Annotated in this window: 13 protein-coding genes; 4 read left to right on the top strand and 9 right to left on the bottom strand. The window is 71.2% G+C overall.

The genetic code is table 11. The features are described 5' to 3' along the window. Positions 1–135 precede the first annotated feature (135 nt). The 4 genes from ACFXKG_RS08630 to ACFXKG_RS08645 all read left to right on the top strand — a co-directional run bounded on the left by ACFXKG_RS08630 (position 136) and on the right by ACFXKG_RS08645 (position 5,281). Complete coding sequence (locus ACFXKG_RS08630; RefSeq protein WP_384834415.1) at positions 136–2,211, top strand: cellulase family glycosylhydrolase; 2,076 nt, start codon at positions 136–138, stop codon at positions 2,209–2,211. Between the two features lie 114 nt (positions 2,212–2,325). Then, on the top strand, positions 2,326–2,772 hold the full coding sequence (locus tag ACFXKG_RS08635; protein WP_384834418.1) for a hypothetical protein: 447 nt from the start codon (positions 2,326–2,328) through the stop codon (positions 2,770–2,772). Next, complete coding sequence (locus ACFXKG_RS08640; protein ID WP_384834421.1) at positions 2,769–4,661, top strand: alpha/beta hydrolase; 1,893 nt, start codon at positions 2,769–2,771, stop codon at positions 4,659–4,661. Before ACFXKG_RS08635 ends, ACFXKG_RS08640 begins: the two co-directional genes overlap by 4 nt. Continuing rightward, positions 4,658–5,281, top strand: a complete 624-nt coding sequence (locus ACFXKG_RS08645; protein ID WP_384834423.1) for a hypothetical protein — start codon at positions 4,658–4,660, stop codon at positions 5,279–5,281. The genes ACFXKG_RS08640 and ACFXKG_RS08645 overlap by 4 nt, the downstream gene beginning before the upstream one ends. A 16-nt stretch (positions 5,282–5,297) precedes the next feature. Here ACFXKG_RS08645 and mycP read toward each other — a convergent pair whose 3' ends face one another. The 9 genes from mycP to ACFXKG_RS08690 all read right to left on the bottom strand — a co-directional run bounded on the left by mycP (position 5,298) and on the right by ACFXKG_RS08690 (position 17,051). After that, complete coding sequence (mycP, locus tag ACFXKG_RS08650) at positions 5,298–6,674, bottom strand: type VII secretion-associated serine protease mycosin (RefSeq protein ID WP_384834426.1); 1,377 nt, start codon at positions 6,672–6,674, stop codon at positions 5,298–5,300. Positions 6,675–6,706: 32 nt separating this feature from the next. Beyond that, complete coding sequence (locus ACFXKG_RS08655; RefSeq protein WP_384834428.1) at positions 6,707–8,221, bottom strand: hypothetical protein; 1,515 nt, start codon at positions 8,219–8,221, stop codon at positions 6,707–6,709. A 33-nt stretch (positions 8,222–8,254) separates the two neighbouring features. Beyond that, on the bottom strand, positions 8,255–8,752 hold the full coding sequence (locus ACFXKG_RS08660) for a hypothetical protein (protein ID WP_384834431.1): 498 nt from the start codon (positions 8,750–8,752) through the stop codon (positions 8,255–8,257). A 175-nt stretch (positions 8,753–8,927) separates the two neighbouring features. Further along, entirely contained in the window at positions 8,928–11,237 is a 2,310-nt protein-coding gene (locus ACFXKG_RS08665) for a molybdopterin cofactor-binding domain-containing protein (RefSeq protein ID WP_365819391.1), read from the bottom strand. Further along, positions 11,234–12,634 (bottom strand): (2Fe-2S)-binding protein, encoded by a 1,401-nt coding sequence (locus ACFXKG_RS08670; protein WP_384834435.1) that lies wholly within the window; start codon positions 12,632–12,634, stop codon positions 11,234–11,236. Before ACFXKG_RS08670 ends, ACFXKG_RS08665 begins: the two co-directional genes overlap by 4 nt. Further along, positions 12,631–13,527: an FAD binding domain-containing protein gene (locus tag ACFXKG_RS08675; protein WP_384834438.1), complete on the bottom strand. Its 897-nt coding sequence runs from the start codon at positions 13,525–13,527 to the stop codon at positions 12,631–12,633. Before ACFXKG_RS08675 ends, ACFXKG_RS08670 begins: the two co-directional genes overlap by 4 nt. Positions 13,528–13,773: 246 nt before the next feature. Next, positions 13,774–15,576, bottom strand: coding sequence for a beta-N-acetylhexosaminidase (locus ACFXKG_RS08680; RefSeq protein ID WP_384834441.1), 1,803 nt, complete (start codon positions 15,574–15,576; stop codon positions 13,774–13,776). 334 nt (positions 15,577–15,910) lie between these two features. Next, positions 15,911–16,210, bottom strand: a complete 300-nt coding sequence (locus tag ACFXKG_RS08685) for a DUF3039 domain-containing protein (protein ID WP_329826823.1) — start codon at positions 16,208–16,210, stop codon at positions 15,911–15,913. A 280-nt stretch (positions 16,211–16,490) separates the two neighbouring features. Continuing rightward, the gene (locus tag ACFXKG_RS08690; RefSeq protein ID WP_365816166.1) at positions 16,491–17,051 is read right to left on the bottom strand and encodes a YqgE/AlgH family protein; all 561 of its coding nucleotides are present in this window, start codon (positions 17,049–17,051) and stop codon (positions 16,491–16,493) included. Positions 17,052–17,154: the final 103 nt, after the last annotated feature.

Below are 17,154 nucleotides of genomic sequence, written 5' to 3' on the forward strand. Positions count from 1 at the left end.
GCGGTTGCAGGAGCAACGCCCGGCGGATCAGCATATGTTGACCGTCCGCCCGGGGCGGCTCCGGTCCGGCACCCGCGGCCCTCGCCCGGGCGAGGCTATTGACTACCCGTCAGTAGCTGCTCCACTGTTGTGTCCATGACGACCCCGGGGGCGGAAGCGCGCACGGCACGTCGCACCACACCTCGCAGCACAGGCCGCAGCACACGTCGCCGCACCGTTCGTACGGCACGCGGGGGCGCCCTGCTGGCGGCGGTCCTGGCGCTGCTGACGGGCGTCGCACTCGGCGGCCCGCCCACCGCGGCGGCGGAGGGCGCTCAGTCCCAGAGCACGCAGGCCGAGAACACGCGGGCCGCGCTGTGGTTCGACGACCGGGCCGCCGCCGAGGTCGCCGTGGACGGCGGCCGGTTCACCGACGGGCACGGCCGCGAGGTCGTCCTGCGCGGATTCAACGTCTCCGGCGAGACCAAACTGGACGAGAACGGCGGCCTGCCCTTCGCCGACGTGGCGGACGCCCGTACCTCCGCCACGGCCCTGCGCTCGCTGACCGGAGGGAACGCCGTACGGTTCCTGCTCTCCTGGGCGTACGTCGAACCCGAGCCGGGGAAGATCGACACCGCCTACCTGCGCCGCGCCACGGAACAGATCAGGGCGCTCCTCGACGCGGGGCTTCGAGTGTTCCCCGACTTCCACCAGGATCTCCACTCCCGGTACCTCTTCGACAAGGACAGCTGGTACACCGGTGACGGCGCGCCCCGGTGGGCCGTCGAGGCGGGCGGGTACCCGCGTGAATCCTGCGGCATCTGCATCCTGTGGGGCCAGAACATCACCCAGAACCAGGCGGTCAAGAGCGCGACCCGGGACTTCTGGACCAACCGCGTCCTCTCCGTCCCCATGGGTACGGGTACGGGCACCGAGACCACCGCCGTCCCGGTCCAGACCGCGTTCCTCGACATGGCACAGCAGACGATGACATACCTCGCGCGGAACCTGGACGCGGACGAGTTCGCGGGCATCGTCGGCTTCGACCCGTACAACGAGCCGTTCGCGGGCGAGTACGCGGCGGGCCAGAACAGCCGTGCCTGGGAACGGGACGTGCTCTGGCCGTTCTACGTGAAGTTCCGCTCCCGCATGGACGCGGCGGGCTGGCGCGACAAGCCGGTCTTCGTGGAGCCCAACATGTTCTGGAACGCCAATCTGGACTTCGCGCGCCATGATGGCGGCCTGCTCGACGCGGGCAACGCCGGCGCGCGCTTCGTCTTCAACACGCACTTCTACGACCAGAAGGCGATCTCCGGCATCTTCATGTGGGGGAAGGCGAACGACGGCCAGTACTCCACCGACTTCACGACCGTCCGGGACCGCTCGGCGGCGCTGGGCACCACCGGCATCGTCAGCGAGTTCGGCCACCCGCTGAACGGCACCACCGCCGACAAGGCGCCCAGCGTGAACAAGGCGCTGTACCAGGCGCTCGACTCCCGGCTGCCAGGGGCGAGCTGGTGGGCGGGGGCCGCCCGTTCGGGGCCGGTGCTCTCGGGGACGCAATGGCAGTGGGACATCTACAGCGGGCGCCACCGCGAGGCGATGAACGGCAACCCCGACAAGATCCTCACCCAGGGCGACGCGTGGAACGACGAGGACATGTCCGCCGTCGGTCTCGACGCCTCCGGCAAGGCCGTGCTGCGCCAGGACACCCGGCTGCTCGACCGGCTCTACCCGGGTGCGGTGGCGGGCCGCACGGTCGCCTTCACGTACGAGGACCGCTCCCGCGACGGCGGTACGACCCTGTCCTGGAACCGGATCCCCGACACGATGCCCAACACCGCGCGCCTGGTGGGCACGGGCCGGTACGGGGTGCTGGTGTGGCGCTCCGAGGGCGCCACACGGGCCCCGACCCAGCTCCACCTGCCGAGCGGCTTCACCCCCGCGTCCAGCACGGTCGTCTCCGACCTGGGCACGGCCACCGGGCTGCCCGCCTACACCGCGCAGGGCCAGAGCGCCGACCACGCCCTGGCAGCGGCCACGGAACCGGGCACCGCCAACGCCCAGCGCCTCCTGCTCACGGCCCCACCCGCCGCGGACACCGCGGGCACCCTCCACTACGCCCTGGTCGCGGAAGGCCCCGCGACACCGGAACTGCGCGCCGCGGCCCAGCGCGAACTGTCGGCCTGGGCGGCGTCCACCGCCTTCCCCGGGCTGCCCGCGGCCCCGTAGACGACGGGGGCCGCGCACACTCCTGGGCGTGTGCAATCGCGTACCCCGTCCACCCGGTCCGATAGCTTTGTCCGGACACGGGGCGCGGAGACGCGGGGGCAGGGGAGACGCAGCATGACAACCAGTCCGTACTCGGACCAGTGGCAGCAACTGCTGGACATGGCAGGCCGTAGCAGCGACAGTTCGACGAACGCGCGGATGTCACCGGCCTCGGTCTCGGCGGGAGACTCCGGCGGAGATTCGGACCTACGGCACAGTGACGGACCATGGACCAGAGCCGCTGCTGTCGCCGAGGAGTTACGCATCAGCGTCACATCGGCAAAGAGCCGGCTCACCTCCGCACACGAAGGTGCTGCCGCAGGCACCGAGGGTCTGGCAAGCACAGGCACGCTGAAATCCGTACTCACCTCCTGGGAGGAGCGGCTGAAGGCCGTTCAGGACGAGTGCGGTTCCCTCGCCCCGAAGCTGCGGCTCGTGGCTCAAGGCCAGGGGGAACGCAACACGGAGGTGAAGTCCTCCTTCGCCGGACTGGACCGGCCGGCCGAAGGAAAGGCGAAGTGACCGCTGTGCTGACATGGCAGCAGTTACGCGACCTGAAGTACGCGGAACTCCAGGACGCGGCCGACGGCTGGGCCGAGGTGAGCAACCGGGCCGACGCCGCGCGCGACAAGGTGAGCAACGAAATGACGAACACGCTCACGGAATCCCAGAAGAGCGAGGCGGCGAGCGCGGCACTGAGCCGGCTGAAGCGGCTCGACCGGAACTTCGAGTATCTCTACACCGAGTGCGGCCTGATCCGTACGACGCTGAACAGCCTGGCGTTCGAACTGAGCGGCTCACAGACACGCTTGAAGCGCGCCTTGGAGGAGGCGGCCAACCTCAAGTTCACCGTGCATCAGGACGGTTCGGTGAGTTACCCGGCCGGTGGCGAGAACCTCGCCGACGGCACGCCGCTCCCCGGCGGCAGCACCACAGGCTCGCCCGTCGGCACCCCGTACGGCCCCACACTGGGCGCCACGTCCGGGGCACCTCCACTGACCCCGCCCAACCCGAAACACGCCAAGGCCCAGGACATCGCCGACCGCATCCTGAATGCGGTCAACGAGGCCCGCGAGACCGACAGGCGCTTCAGCGAGACACTGGCCAAGCTCAAGGCGGCTCCCGGCCTCACGGTCGACACGAAGACATGGACGGACGCCGCCGCGGACGCCGCCGCCGTCCGTGGCGTGGCGGACGACTACCTGAGGGGCGCCATTCCGCAGGACAAGTCTCCTGCGGAGCGCGGTGCGTGGTGGGCCGGGCTCACGGAGGAACAGCGGCAGGAGTATCTGGCCGTCTACCCGGACGTGATCGGCAGCCTGGACGGAATCCCGGCGGAGACCCGGGACACGGCCAACCGCGACAACCTCCAGTTGCTGATCGGGAAGCTGGAGGGCCAGAACAGCGAGAAGGCGCAGACGCAGTTGGATGGTCTGAAGTCGATCGACCAGCAGTTGCGGGCGGACCCGGCTGACGGCGTTCCGCCGATGTACCTGCTGGGCATCGGCGACCAGGGAAACGGCCGAGCGATCGTGTCCTTCGGCAACCCGGACACTTCGCGGAATGTCTCGGCGTACGTTCCCGGTCTGGGCACGGCGCTGGACGAGAGTTTCGCGACGAACGATGTGAAGCGAGCGCGTGACACTGCCGTCGGGGCTGCAGAATACGACGAGTCGAGTGCGGCGATCGTCTGGCTCGGCTACGACGCACCACAGCTTCCCGCCGAAAAACTGGCCGACAACGCGGGCGTGATGTTCGACCACGATGCCAAGGCTGGAGCCAGGGCGTACAACGAGTTCATGGCAGGCATCTCGGCCACGAATCAGAATGCCGACCCTCACATCACCGCAATCGGCCACTCATACGGTTCCTTCACCGTAGGGCAGGCGGCACAGCGGAACGGCGGCATCCCGGGCGCCGACGACATCGTGCTCCTCGGCAGCCCCGGTACCGGCGCGGAGTCCGCCAAGGACCTCGGCGTCGGCAAGGGCCATGTATATGTGGGCGCCGCGGAGAACGACCCGGTGACCATGATGCCGACCAAGGACGAGTCGAGCGCCCTCGGAGCCGGCGTGGTGGGCGGGGGCTCCGTCGGAGGGTCGCTGGGGCTCGTGGGAGGGCCTTTCGGCGGACTGGCCGGTGCCGCGGTGGGCGGTGTCCTCGGCGGCATCGCGGGCTACAACTCGTCGGAGGAGGAAAGCCAGATTTGGTTCGGCGCAGACCCGGCACATGCGGACTTCGGCGCGACCCGTTTCAAGGTGGACGACGGACCAAGGCCGTTCGTCGACGGAGAGGGTCCGACACCGGCCCACTCGAACTACTTCAATCCCGAGAAGGACCCGGAGTCGGCCGACAACATCGCGAAGATCGTCGCGGGCCGGGACGATCTCACGATTCAGGAGCACCGATGAAGAAGACACTGCGCTTCTCGCTGGCCGCAATCCTGGCGATGATGGTGGCCGGATGCAGTATCCCGGGAACTCCGTGGGGCGAGCAGGAGGAAAAGCACGTGGTGAGCAAGATCAGCCTGCAGGAGGCGGCCGAGAAGGCTGACACGATCATGCTGGACACCATCTCATCGGTACAGCCACCTCTGAATTGGGTGCATTACGCGCCCACGGAAAGCGGATGCGGCAACTACACCGTCGACGGCAAGAAAACCGGGGCGGCAACCCGACGTGCTGCAGTAACCACCATCGTGTCCGAGGAGCGACGGGGCAACCTGCTCGGCGTGTTGGAGCGACTATGGAGGAAGCGGGGATATGAGATCACCGGCACGAACCCGTCCAAAGAAACCCCCGCTATTTTCGCCCGGACACCGGAAGAATTCCGTATGAGTGTCAAGGTAGGCGCCAAGGGTCAGTTCTTCTTCTCGCTGGCAACTCCGTGCTTCACCGAGTCGGAGGTCGCCCCGCCCAAGACCGAAGCCAATGGAACTCCGTTCGAAGGACCGAAGGTTCCCGCCCCCTCCGTGCACTCCGACTTCTGGTCCGCGACGACACCGATCCCGTCCACGTCTCCAGCCCTCTGAAGAGGCCGCCAACGACTCAAAGACCCGGCCCCGGAGGGGCGTTGCGAGGATCACCGTAGCCCTGCCCCGGCTGCGGCGGGGCATAGGCGGGCGGATACGCAGGCGGCTGCTGTTGCGGGTACGGCGCATAGGCCGGACCGGCCGCTACCGGCGCCACCGCGGCGGCACGGCGCCGGGACCGGACCACGGGAACGGCGACGGCACCCCCGAGCAGAGCGGCGGCACCGAGCCCGAGTCCGATCCAGAGCCCGGTGTTACCGCCACCATCGGACGCGACAGCCGCTGCGGGCTGCTCAGTGTCATCCTTGGCGCTGCCCGACGTCGCGGACGCCTCAGGAGACGGCGACTCGGAAGGCTCCGCCGCCGCGAGATCGGGCAGCGGATACTCGTCGGCCGGACCGGGGTCCCCGGGGGTCTTGAGAGCTATTCGAGGGCGGACGACGCCGTAACCGAGGAAGTCGTTGCGCTCTTCTCCGCTCTTCGCCTTTCCGGCTGTGTTCAGCATGACGCGAAGAACCTGGTTGTTCGTCCACTCCGGGTTCTTGGCCCAGATCAGCGCGGCGGAAGCGGAGGCGAGGGCGGTCGCGTCACTGGTTCCGTGGCTGTTGCATATCTCCGACCCGCCAGTGCAGGCCGAAAACATGTCTTCGCCAGGCGCCGCAAGGTCTACCTGCGGCCCACGCTCCGATTCAGCCGTCGACTTGATGTTCTTGTCAACGGCCGCCACGCCCACAACGCCCGGAGTCGCTGCCGGATAGTAGACCGGGTTTCCGTCGTCACCGCTATTCCCTACAGCGGCAAAAACCAACGCCCCCTTTTCCAAGGCGTACTTGACGGCCGCAGTTATGTTATCGCCCGTCACCTTCGAGCCCAGCGAGACATTGATGATCTTCGCACCGGAATCCACCGCATACCGAATACCTTCACTGAATGCTCCGGTATACATTCCGACATCGAACGAGAGGTTCGTTCCCTCATCAGGCTCGGGCATCCTGATGGGCAGGATCTTCGCGCCAGGTGCAAGGCCGAAGGCCCCTTTGCCTCCGGACCGCTTTCCGGTTCCCGCGATCAGGGAGGCCATGGATGTGCCATGCCCGTCGTGATCGGTGTTCTCATCTCCCGACTGTTCTATTGACAGATCGAGACCTGGCAGAACCTGCCCCGCGAGGTCAGGCAGGCTCTTGTCAACACCGGTGTCGAGCACGGCCACCGTGACACCCTTGCCCGTGCTCGTACTCCACATCTCATCGGCCTTCATGGCGTCCAGATGCCACTGATCGTCCCGAACAGTCTTCGCGTGGGCCGGAGTTGCGGCGATGCCCACCAGTAGCATCCCCATAGCGACGGACACCACCCGGGCATTCCTCAATGCTGAGCGGCTGCTGATACGCATCTGATTCCTCTTGCCGAGCGATGTGGGGGGGGTTAGTCGATGACCGGTGGCACAATGTGCCGACGACCCTGCTGCCAGGTCTCTTCGTCCTCGACGAGGTAGTCCGGGCGCTCGGCATCCTCACGGTCCCGACGAGGTGCGGCACTCCGGGCACCGGGCCCCATTGCGCCCGCACGCCCCGACTGCCCGTTACGGACCAGCCCGGAGCCACCCGGGGTGAACGGTCTCCCCTGCTGGCCCTGTCTTCCCCCGACGACACCACCGGACTCCGAAGCAAGCCGTCGGCCCGGGGCCATGCCGCCCTGGCCGCTCCCTGCCCCCACTCCCCCGCCATGAGGCATTCCTCCGGGCAGGCGCCCCTGAGCCTGCCCACGGGCTTGGCCTGTTTCTCCCCCGATGACCGTGCCACGAGGGATTCCGCCGGTCGGGCGGCCCGGGTTCTGGGGTACGGGTCTGCCCCCCGAGATGCCGTTCTGCTGCGGCAGCCGCCCTCCGGCCGTACCGCCGGAAGGAGACTGGCTGGGCAGCAGTGGACCACGCGGTCCGGCGGCACTCCGTCCACCGGGCACGCCGGGACCTGACACTGCGGGCTTCCCGCCGAACGCGGGCGGCACCAGGCCGACCGGAAGCGACGTCAGCCCCTCGGACCTGCCTCCCGGCGGAGTCCCTCCGGGGGGCGCGGAAGGCAGGTTGGGCGTCTGCGGCAGGGTGGCCACACTGTCGATCCCCATGTCGACCGGCCGTTCCGGCACGACAACAGGAGGCGGCGTCACTCCTCCGGCCGTTGCCTGTGAGACCGAACCGCTGGAAGACGACGACGAGGAGTACGCGTTCCCCGGCGCGGGCGTGTACGAAGCCGCCGAAGAAGAACCGCCTCCGCCGGAGCCGTACGAATCGCCTCCGACACGGTTCGCCGCACTCAACTCGTCATTGGGCTCCGGCATGAACTGCGCAGGCGGTGCCGGGAACGACGGCGGCGCCTGGGACGAGATCTGCTCGGCCGAGTAGACGTACGTCTGCGCCAGCTTCCTCAGTTGCTGCGCCGCTTCCTGGCGACGGGACTCCATCCCGTCCTGGGCGCCCCGCAGATCTGCGAGGACATCCGAAATATCCCCCGCGCCGGCGTCGTGCCGTGCCGCCTGCACGACGACCTGCGAGTCCTCGGCCTTCTTCTCCAGCGCCGGAGACCTCGGCGGGACGGCTGACTTCGCCTGGCTGATGGCGGTGGCGACCTCCTCCAGCCAGGACGACGCGTGCTGGCTGTACGCGCCGAGATCCAGCGTGGCTATGGCTGCCTGGTGACCCCAGTCGCGGAACGCGTTACCGCCCTCGCCGTCCCATTCCAGCCGTGCCACGACGGACTTGAGCCCCATGCCGATCCGGTTGACGGTGCTCGCGGCGTCGGCCAGCTTCCGTGCGAGCTCCGACGCGGATTCGCTGGTCGCGCCGTCGAGCATGTCGAGCAGCTCTTGATGTGTCTTCGACTCGAAATCGGTCTGCTCAAGCGCCGGCGCCTTGCGCCCCGCCTTCTCCCCGTCAGCAGCCACGTCCCGCCCCCACTGCCACAGCTCCCCCACTCATCAGATCTGGCCGTCCTGTGATCCAGGCCTCGCCTGGCCGCCCGCGCCGCCCGTCCCCTGCGGTGCCCCGCTCTGCTGCGCCCGGTCGCCGTCGCCGTACTCCGTGCCGGCTTCCTTGGCGAGGAGCTGCATCCTGGAGCGGATGTCCTCGTTCATCCCGTCGTATCCGTTGCGGGACGCCTGGAGGCCGACCGACAGGCCCTCGATCTGCAGGGCCAGCATCCGGGACAGCTCCTCCAGCTGGTCGTGGACGACCATGTACGTGCCGTACAGGAACGCGCTCTCCCGGAGGGCGGGCGTGCCCAGGTGGCTCTGGACCATCCGTTCGCCCGCGACCCTCCGCTCCGCGGCTTCCGACTCGTCGAGCCTGACGAGCAGTTCGTCGACCTCGTTCTTGAACTTGGTCAACTCACCCGATTCGACGCCCACGTCCGGTTTCGCGGCAGGGGTGGGCAGCGTCGGATACACCGGCCGTCCCGTCCCGTCGTCCTGCGCCATCGACGCGCCTCCCCGTTGTCCCCCGTTGCACACTCAGCTACGGAAGCCACTCTAACCAGCGCGTCTGACAGCGCACACCTCAGCCCTTGCATCTGCAACGCAGATCACCCCACGACGAGTTGAGGGCGGGGTGAGGTGGGGTGAAGTGGGGCGGGCCTGCCCGCCCCGCGCCCCCCTACGCCCCCGGCGCCGCCGCCACCGCCGCCTGGGGGCGGATCGGGAGGCGGCTGATCGGGCGGCCCGTCGCGGCGCGTACCGCCGCGGCCACCGCTGCCGGGGAGGTGACCACCGGGGCCGCGCTGGCCGGTTTGGCGCCGAAGGGGGCCACCACGTCGCGTTCCTCGACCAGGCGGACGATGCGGATGTCCGGGGCGTCGAGGGAGGTCGGGAGGGCGTATCCGGTGAGGTCGGGGCGGCGGATCAGGCCTCGGGTCGTGCGGAGGTTCTCCGTCAGGGCGGTGCCGATGCCCTGGGTGATGCCCGCTTCGATGCGTGTGGCGAGCTGTGCCGGGTTGAGGATGCGGCCGACGTCCTGCGCCAGTGCCATCTCCACGACCCGGATCGAGCCGAGTTCGATGTCGACGTCCACCACCGCGCGGATCGCGCAGAAGGCCATGCCCACGAAGGCGTCGCCCTGGCCGGCGCCGTCGAGGGGTTCGGTGGGGTGGGGGCGGCACTGGGCCGTGGCCCAGAGTTCCTTGCCGTCCATCGCCTCGGTGACGGTCGTGGAGAGCACGCCGTCGTACGAGGTGATCTTGCCGTCGGTGATCTGGAGCAGTTCGGTGGACATGCCGAACTTGTGGGCCAGCGGCTGGAGGAGCTGCGTACGGACCATCTTGGCGGCCCGTTCGACCGCCCCGCCCGAGACCCAGGTGTGCCGGCCGTGGGCGGCCGGGCCCGCCGGGGGCTGGTCCGTGTCGACGGGGGCGACGTGGACCTCCTCGATGCCCAGGGTCTCCTGGACGATCTGCCGGGCGAGCGTGGCGAAGCCCTGGCCGGTCTCGACGGCGGCGCAGATGACCGTGGCGATGCCGTCGTGGACCTTCACGGTCGCCGTGGAGACCTCGTCCGCGCCCTCCGCGCCGAGCATGTGGACCATGCCCAGCGCGTAGCCGACGCCGCGCCGTACCGCGCCCGGCTCCCCCGCGCCCTCGGGGCCGCCGGGGAGCAGCCAGGCGGCTTCCGGGGTGTCCTTGGGGAGGGGGGGCAGCGGGTAGTCCCGTACGGCGGTGAGCAGTTCGGCCACCGGGGCCGGGCAGGTCACCGTCTGGCCGGTGGGGAGGATGTCGCCCGTGGCGAGGACGTTGCGCATGCGCAACTCGGCCGGTTCGAGGCCGAGTTTCGCCGCGAGCTTGTCCATCTGGCCCTCGTACGCGGCGCAGACCTGCATGGCGCCCTCGCCGCGGACATGGCCGGAGGGCGGGTTGTTGGTGCGTACGGCCCAGCCTTCGATGAAGGCGTGCGGGACGACGTACGGGCCGCAGGCGAAGGCGACGGCCGCGGCGAGGGATTCGGACGAGGCGTCGGCGTACGCGCCCGCGTCCAGCAGGATCTGGGCCTCGACCTTGACGAGGCGGCCCTCGGCGTCCGCGTGGTGGCGGTAGCGCAGCAGGGTGGGGTGGCGGTGGGCGTGGCCGAGGAAGGACTCCTCGCGGGTGGCGGCGAGTTTGACGGGGCAGCCGGTGCGCAGCGCGAGAAGTCCCAGCGGGATCTGGAAGCCGGGGTCCTCGCGGTCGCCGGTGGCGCCGGGGACGCCGGTGACGACGACCTTGACCTGTTCGGGGTCGAGGCCGAAGCAGGCGGCGGCCAGATCGCGGTCGGTGTGCGGGTCGGTGGAGGCGGTGTAGATCTCGACGCCGCCGTCCGGTCTCGGTACGGCGAGCCCGGCCTCGGCGCCGATGGGGGCCGGGTCCTGGCGGCCGATGCGGTAGAGGCCCTCGACGATGATCTCGCCGGCGATGTCGGGGTCGCCGTAGCGCAGCGGGATGTGGCGGATGAGGTTGCCGTCGGGGTGCAGCGGCTCGGCGGCGAACGCCTTCTCGGGGTCGGTGACCGGGTCGAGCACCTCGTACTCGACGGCGATGGCCGCGGCGGCGAGCCGGGCCGTGTCGGGGTGGTCGGCGGCGACGGCGGCGATGGCCTCGCCGTGGTGGCGTACGACGTCGGCGGCGAAGACGGGGCGGTCGACGACGCTCCTGCCGTACGCGGAGTCGCCGGGGACGTCGGTGTGGGTGATGACGGCCCGTACGCCGGGCATGTCGGCGGCGGCGGCCGTGTCGACGGAGACGATGCGGGCATGCGGGTGCGGTGAGCGCAGGATGGCCGCCCACAGCAGGCCCTCGGCCCACAGGTCGGCGGCGTACGGGAAGGTGCCCTCGGTCTTCGCTCGCGCGTCGGCGGGCGCGAGTGAGGCTCCGAGGCCGTGCGCGGGCGGCTCCTGGTGGGGACCGTCGAGCGTGGTCCCGGTGGCCGCGTCGTTGCTCACGCCATGCCTCCGTCGGGCGAGTGCGGGTGCGGGTGCGGGTTCAGGTGCGGGTCACCGGCGGCGCCGGTGCCCGGGGGTGTCTGGTGCGGTACGCGCGCTTCCTCGGAGGCCGCGGCGGCGGCCTCGGCGCTCGCCTGGCGTTCGGCGACGACCTCGCCGACCGCGTCGAGCACGCCGCGGTAGCCGGAGCAGCGGCAGAGGTTGCCGCAGAGGGCCTGGCGGGTCTCCAGCTCCGTGGGGGCGTGGTTGCCCTCCAGGAGGTCGTGGACGGTCATGGCCATGCCGGGGATGCAGAAGCCGCACTGCACGGCCCCGCACGCCGCCAGGGCCCGCTGGACGTCGGAGGGTTCGCCGTCGACGGCCAGGCCCTCGACCGTACGGACCTCGGATCCGGCGGCGGTCGCGGCGGGGACGAGGCAGGAGGCGACGAGCCGGCCGTCGACCTGGACGTTGCAGGCGCCGCACTCGCCCTGGGAGCAGCCGTCCTTGGCGCCCGCGAGGCCGAGGCGTTCGCGCAGTACGTACAGCAGCGACTCGCCGATCCAGGCGTCGGTGACGGGACGGTCGGCGCCGTTGACGCGCAGGACGTAGGAGCCCGCGGGGTGTTCGGCGCTGTCGTTGCTGTGGGTGAGCGGCGCGAAGTCGGGGTCCGGCTCGGTGACCGCCACGGCCAGGGGCTCCGGCTCGGGCAGGGGTTCCGGGACGGGCTCGGGGGCCGGCGGGGGCGCCTGGGCGGTCTCCGGGGCGGCTTCGGATACGGAGACGTCCTCAGCGGGCTCCGGCGCCCAGGGCGCGGCGGCGCCGCCGGGCAGGGTCGCGGGCGGGGCCTCGCCGGACCACTGGGAGGCCAGGACCGACGTGCTGAACTCGCCGGACTCGTCCGGAAGATCACCCCCGGCGACCGGGATCGTCCACTGGCCGGTGAGTTCGGCGGGGGCCGCTCCGTCGGCGGGCGCGTCGGCGGGGGGCGCGCCCGTGCCCGCCTCCTGGACGACATCGCTGAAGTTCCAGTGGCTCGTGCCCTGCGGTTCGTAGCCGCCGGGGCCGTAGCCGCCGTGGCCGCCGTAGCCGTACCCGCCCTGGCCGTAGTCGCCGCCCTGGCCGTACGCGGCGTCCTGCGCCCCTGCCACGGGCTGGGCGGCCCAGCCGCCGGGCGCGGAGGGATCGGGCCGCGACGGGTCGCCGGGGGCCTGTGGCTCGATGCTGGGCGGTACGTAGCCGTGCCCCGGCGCGGCGAGGGGCGCGTCCAGGGTGTCCTCGGGCGGCAGTTGCACGAAGGCGGTCGCCTCGGCGTCGTAGTCGCCGCCCTGCGGGACCGGCTGCCAGCCGCCCTGGTTCGCGGCATCCTGGCCGTGGCCGGAGCCCTGGCCGGATCCGGAATGGTCGTTGGTGGTCACGACAGCGCCCTCCCCAGTGCTCGTCGGGCCAGCGCGGCGACGGTGCGCCGCAGGTGCACCACGGCGGCGGACGGCGCGGGCGCCTCTCCGCCGTCGGCGGGCGGCGGCGGGTCCGGGATGCACGCGGCGGCGACGTACTCGCCGAAGGCGGCGAGCGCCTCCTGCGCGAGCCCGCGCGCCCCGTCCCAGTCGATCAGCGAGGCGATCCAGCGCTCCGCGTCGAGCGGACGCAGCGGCATCGGGGCGATCGCGCCGACGGCGCAGCGCACGCCGCGCCGCGCCGGGTCGAGGACGACGGCGACGGAGGCGGTGGCGCGTCCCGGGCCGGTCCGTCCCGTCGCCTTGAGGAAGACCTGGGGGGCGTGCAGCAGCGGTACGCGGACGAAGCCGATGAGTTCGGCGGGGGCGAGCATCTCGCGCCCCGCCAGGAGGTGGGAGACGGGGATCTCGCGGCGGACGCCGCCGGGTCCCGCGACCACCAGGTCGGCTTCGAGGGCGGCGAGGACGGGCAGCGCGTCGCCGGTCGGCGCGGCGGTGGCGATGTTCCCGCCGAGCGTGCCTGCGTTACGGATCTGGGGCGGCCCGGCGGCGCGCGCGGACGCGGCGAGCGCGGGGATCAGGGCCGCGAAGTCGGGCCTGCCCATGCGCGCGTGCGTGAGACCGGCGCCGAGCAGGGCGTGGCCGTCCTGGTAGTGCCAGCCGCGCAGTTCGCTGATCCGCCCGAGGCCGACCAGGCCGGCGGGCCGCAACTGGCCCTTGTTGACGGCCGCCATCAGGTCGGTGCCACCTGCGACGGGCACGGCGGCAGGCATCTCGGTGAGCGCCGCCACGGCCTCGTCGAGCGAGGCCGGCAGCGTCACGAACTGCGCCGTCTGCGGTGCGTGCGTGGTCAACCCCACTGCCCCTTTCCGGTGTCCCGGTGTCCCGCCTGTGTTGCCGTACCGTACGTGCTCACAGCCCGGACGTGGCAACTCTGGCACATCTTCCGGGCCGGGCGACGCGAGGGTCCACGAAGGACGCATCCGTCCCCGACCAGGGGGAAGGTCCGCTTTCACCCCGCATCACCGGCACGTACCGAATGCCACTCTTCGGCGGTCGTTGTATGACTTATCCGTCCGCCGGGGCGCGTCTCCCGCCGCTCAGATCCGGGGCGGCGGCCCCTCGATCGGGCGTCCCGGCACGCCGGGGCGGCGCTGCCAGGGCAGGGGGCCGCCGGGCGGCCGGTAGGCGACCCCGAGGGCGTCGAGGCGCCGGTAGTGCTCCGCCATGCGCTGCTCGAAGTCGGCGAAATCACGTTCGCCGGGGGCGGGCAGCGCCGACCAGGCGACCTCGGCGAAGGCGGCCAGGCGCGGAAAGACCTGGTAGTCGACGCGGGAACGGTCCTGCATCACCTCGGTCCAGACATTGGCCTGGGTGCCGAGGACATGGGCGGCCTCCTCCTCCGTGAGCTCCGGGGGCACGGGCTCGAAGCGGTAGACGTCCTCCAGGGTGCGGACGTATCCGATGGGCATCGGCTCGTCGTCGCCGGGCGCCTGACGGTGGTCCAGGTACACGTGCTGTTCCGGGCACATGACGACGTCGTGTCCGGCGCGCGCGGCGGCGATCCCGCCCGCGTAACCGCGCCAGGACGAGACGGCGGCGCCCGGCGCGAGACGGCCCGCCCCGGCTCTGCCCTCCCCGGCTCCGCCCGCGCCGTCCCCACTCGCCCCGGCTCCGCCCTCGCCCTCGCCGTCTCCGTCTCCGTCTCCGTCTCCGGCCGACAGGCTGCCGCCCTCCAGGATCTCGTCCCAGCCGATCAGGCGCCGCCCGCGCGCGGCGAGCCAGCGGTCGAAGTGGCGGATGAACCAGGACTGCAGCTCGTCCTCGCCCGCCAGGCCGAGTTCGCGGATCCTGGCCTGCGCCGCCGGGGACGCCTTCCACTGGTCCTTGGGGCACTCGTCGCCGCCGATGTGAATGAACGGCGAGGTGACGGCGGGGAAAAGAGCGAGTATCTCGGTGAAGACGTCTTCGTAGAACCGGAGGGTGTTGTCGGTGGGGGCGAGTACGTTGTCATTGACGCCCCAGGTGTCCCAGACGGTGAGGGAGGTCGTGTCGATGACGTCGGTGTTGCCGAGTTCCGGGTACGCGGCGATGGCGGCCTGCGAATGGCCGGGGATCTCGATCTCGGGGACGACGGTGATATGCCGCGCGGCGGCGTACGCGACGATCTCGCGAATGTCGTCCTGCGTGTAATAGCCGCCGTGCGGTTTCTCCTCCCACAATTCCGAGGCGCGGTGTCCCCATTTGGTGCGCGCCCGCCAGGCCCCGACCTCGGTCAGCCGCGGGTGGCTCCTGATCTCGACGCGCCAGCCCTGGTCGTCGGTGAGGTGGAAGTGAAAGACGTTCAGCTTGTGGGCGGCGAGCAGATCCAGCCACCGCAGAATGTCGTCCTTGGGGGTGAAGTGCCGTGACACGTCGAGCATCAGCCCCCGCCACCCGAAGCGGGGCGCGTCCTCGATGACCGTCATCGGTACGGACCAGTGGCGTACGGGATCCGGCGCAGCCCCCAGGGGCGCCGCGCGGAAGGCGTCGGGGCCGAGGAGCTGACGGAGCGTCTGGGCGGCCCAGAAGACCCCGGCGGCGCTGCCGCCGTCGAGCCGGACACCGTCGGCGCCGACGGTGAGCCGGTATCCCTCGGGGCCCAGGTCGCGCGCGAGATCCGCGCTGATCCCGAGCACGATCACGTTGTCGCCGGAGCCGGCTCCGGATCCGGAGCCGTCGCTGTCGCCCGTCGCGGCGTCGGGGAGCGGCAGCCCGGTGGCGGCGCCCACGGTGGTACGGAGCCAGCGCGCGACGCCCGCCGTGCCGGGACCCGCCTCGACGGCGGTCTCCTCGTCCAGCGGGAAGGCGCAGGCGGCCCTCGGTCCGGGCCAGGACCGCAGGGGGTCGGGGATCAGGTCCATGAAGTCGCTCCTCCACGCCGGACGGCGATCGCGAGTTCCGGGGACACACGCCCCGGGACGGCTTGCCTACCCGGGAACGGCGACTCCCAGACCGCAGCCGCCCCGCAAGCCACCCCGTACCCCCGCACCCGCCCACCGGCACACGCGGATTCCGTCAGCGGCACACTCGGGTTTCCGTCACCGACACAGGCGGGTCCCCCACCGACCGGAACCGGCCACGGCGGGAGCGCCCCGGTCCCCGGAAACACCCCGGTGCGCCGCCCCGTGCACGCGTACGGCCCCCGGAGCACGCCGTGCGCGTGCTCCGGGGGCCGTCAGGACGGAAGGCCTGCCGCTACTTCTTGCCGCTGTCCTTGCCGCTCTTCCCCTTGTCCTTGTCCCCGCCGGGGCCCATGGACTCGTAGATCTCCTTGCACATGGGACAGACCGGGTACTTCTTGGGGTCGCGCCCCGGTACCCAGACCTTTCCGCACAACGCGACCACGGGAGTGCCGTCGAGCGCACTCGCCATGATCTTGTCCTTCTGGACATAGTGGGCGAAGCGCTCGTGGTCGCCGTCGCCGTGCGACACCTGGGGTGTCGGCTCCACGAGGGTGCTTGTACCTGCCCCGCGATCGGGCTCAAGAGTGCTCATGAGGACCAAGGGTACCCACGCCGGGGGCATCACGGAGTAGCCGGGTCCATGCACTCCGCAGCCGAACGGGCACGTACCGCGCCGACACGCCGGGCACGGAGCGCTGAACGGCGAGTTCAAGCCATCACCCCCGGGCACGCATGTCGCCCACGGCCCCCGGGCGAACCCTTCCGGCCACCACCCCCGAGCGGCCACCGTCCCGGCCGACCACCCCCGGCCGACCACCCCCGAGTGGCCACCCCCGAGCGGCCACCTCCCCGGCCGGGCGACGGGCGGGCCCTCAGTTGAGCGACGGGTCGTCCGGGTACGTCGCGACCATCGCCAGTTCGCTCCGCTGTCTGCGCAGCACCGCGCGCCACAGGCTCTCCGGGCGCGGCGAGGACACGTCGCCCGGCTCCGACTCGACCACGTACCACGCGCCTTCGCGCAGCTCCCCCTCCAGCTGGCCGGGGCCCCAGCCCGCGTACCCGGCGAAGATCCGCAGCGAGCCGAGCGCCCGCGCCAGCAGCTCCGGCGGGGTCTCCAGGTCGACGAGGCCGATCGCCCCGTACACCCTGCGCCACCCCAACGGGCCCTCGTCGCCCGGGATCACGGCGAGGCCGAGCGCCGAGTCCAGCGAGACGGGTCCGCCCTGGAAGACCACGCCCGGTTCGCCCGCCAGCTCGCCCCAGGGCTCCAGGATGTCCCCGACGCCCACGGGCGTGGGCCTGTTGAGGACGACGCCGAGCGAGCCCTCGTCGTCGTGATCGAGCAGCAGGACGACCGCGCGGTCGAAGTTCGGGTCCGCCAGGGAGGGTGTCGCGACAAGCAGCCGCCCTGTGAGCGAGGACACCTCGGTCATGCGAGACATGATCCCGCATATTCGCCGTCCGCGGGGCGTGCCCGACAGAGTGGCCCCGCGCGCAGCTCAGGGCGCACGGCGGCAACGGGAGCGCACGGCCGGA

Origin of the sequence: Streptomyces sp. NPDC059255, from assembly GCF_042752355.1 — a bacterium.
In the GTDB taxonomy this organism is placed as follows: domain Bacteria; phylum Actinomycetota; class Actinomycetes; order Streptomycetales; family Streptomycetaceae; genus Streptomyces.

Bases quoted from the DNA above. Each gene is read 5' to 3' on its own strand.
- ACFXKG_RS08635 (WP_384834418.1), top strand. From the start codon at position 2,326: ATGACAACCAGTCCGTACTCGGACCAGTGGCAGCAACTGCTGGACATG.
- ACFXKG_RS08680 (WP_384834441.1), bottom strand. From the start codon at position 15,576: ATGGACCTGATCCCCGACCCCCTGCGGTCCTGGCCCGGACCGAGGGCC.
- ACFXKG_RS08645 (WP_384834423.1), top strand. From the start codon at position 4,658: ATGAAGAAGACACTGCGCTTCTCGCTGGCCGCAATCCTGGCGATGATG.
- ACFXKG_RS08630 (WP_384834415.1), top strand. From the start codon at position 136: ATGACGACCCCGGGGGCGGAAGCGCGCACGGCACGTCGCACCACACCT.
- ACFXKG_RS08685 (WP_329826823.1), bottom strand. From the start codon at position 16,210: ATGAGCACTCTTGAGCCCGATCGCGGGGCAGGTACAAGCACCCTCGTG.
- ACFXKG_RS08690 (WP_365816166.1), bottom strand. From the start codon at position 17,051: ATGACCGAGGTGTCCTCGCTCACAGGGCGGCTGCTTGTCGCGACACCC.
- ACFXKG_RS08660 (WP_384834431.1), bottom strand. From the start codon at position 8,752: ATGGCGCAGGACGACGGGACGGGACGGCCGGTGTATCCGACGCTGCCC.
- mycP (WP_384834426.1), bottom strand. From the start codon at position 6,674: ATGCGTATCAGCAGCCGCTCAGCATTGAGGAATGCCCGGGTGGTGTCC.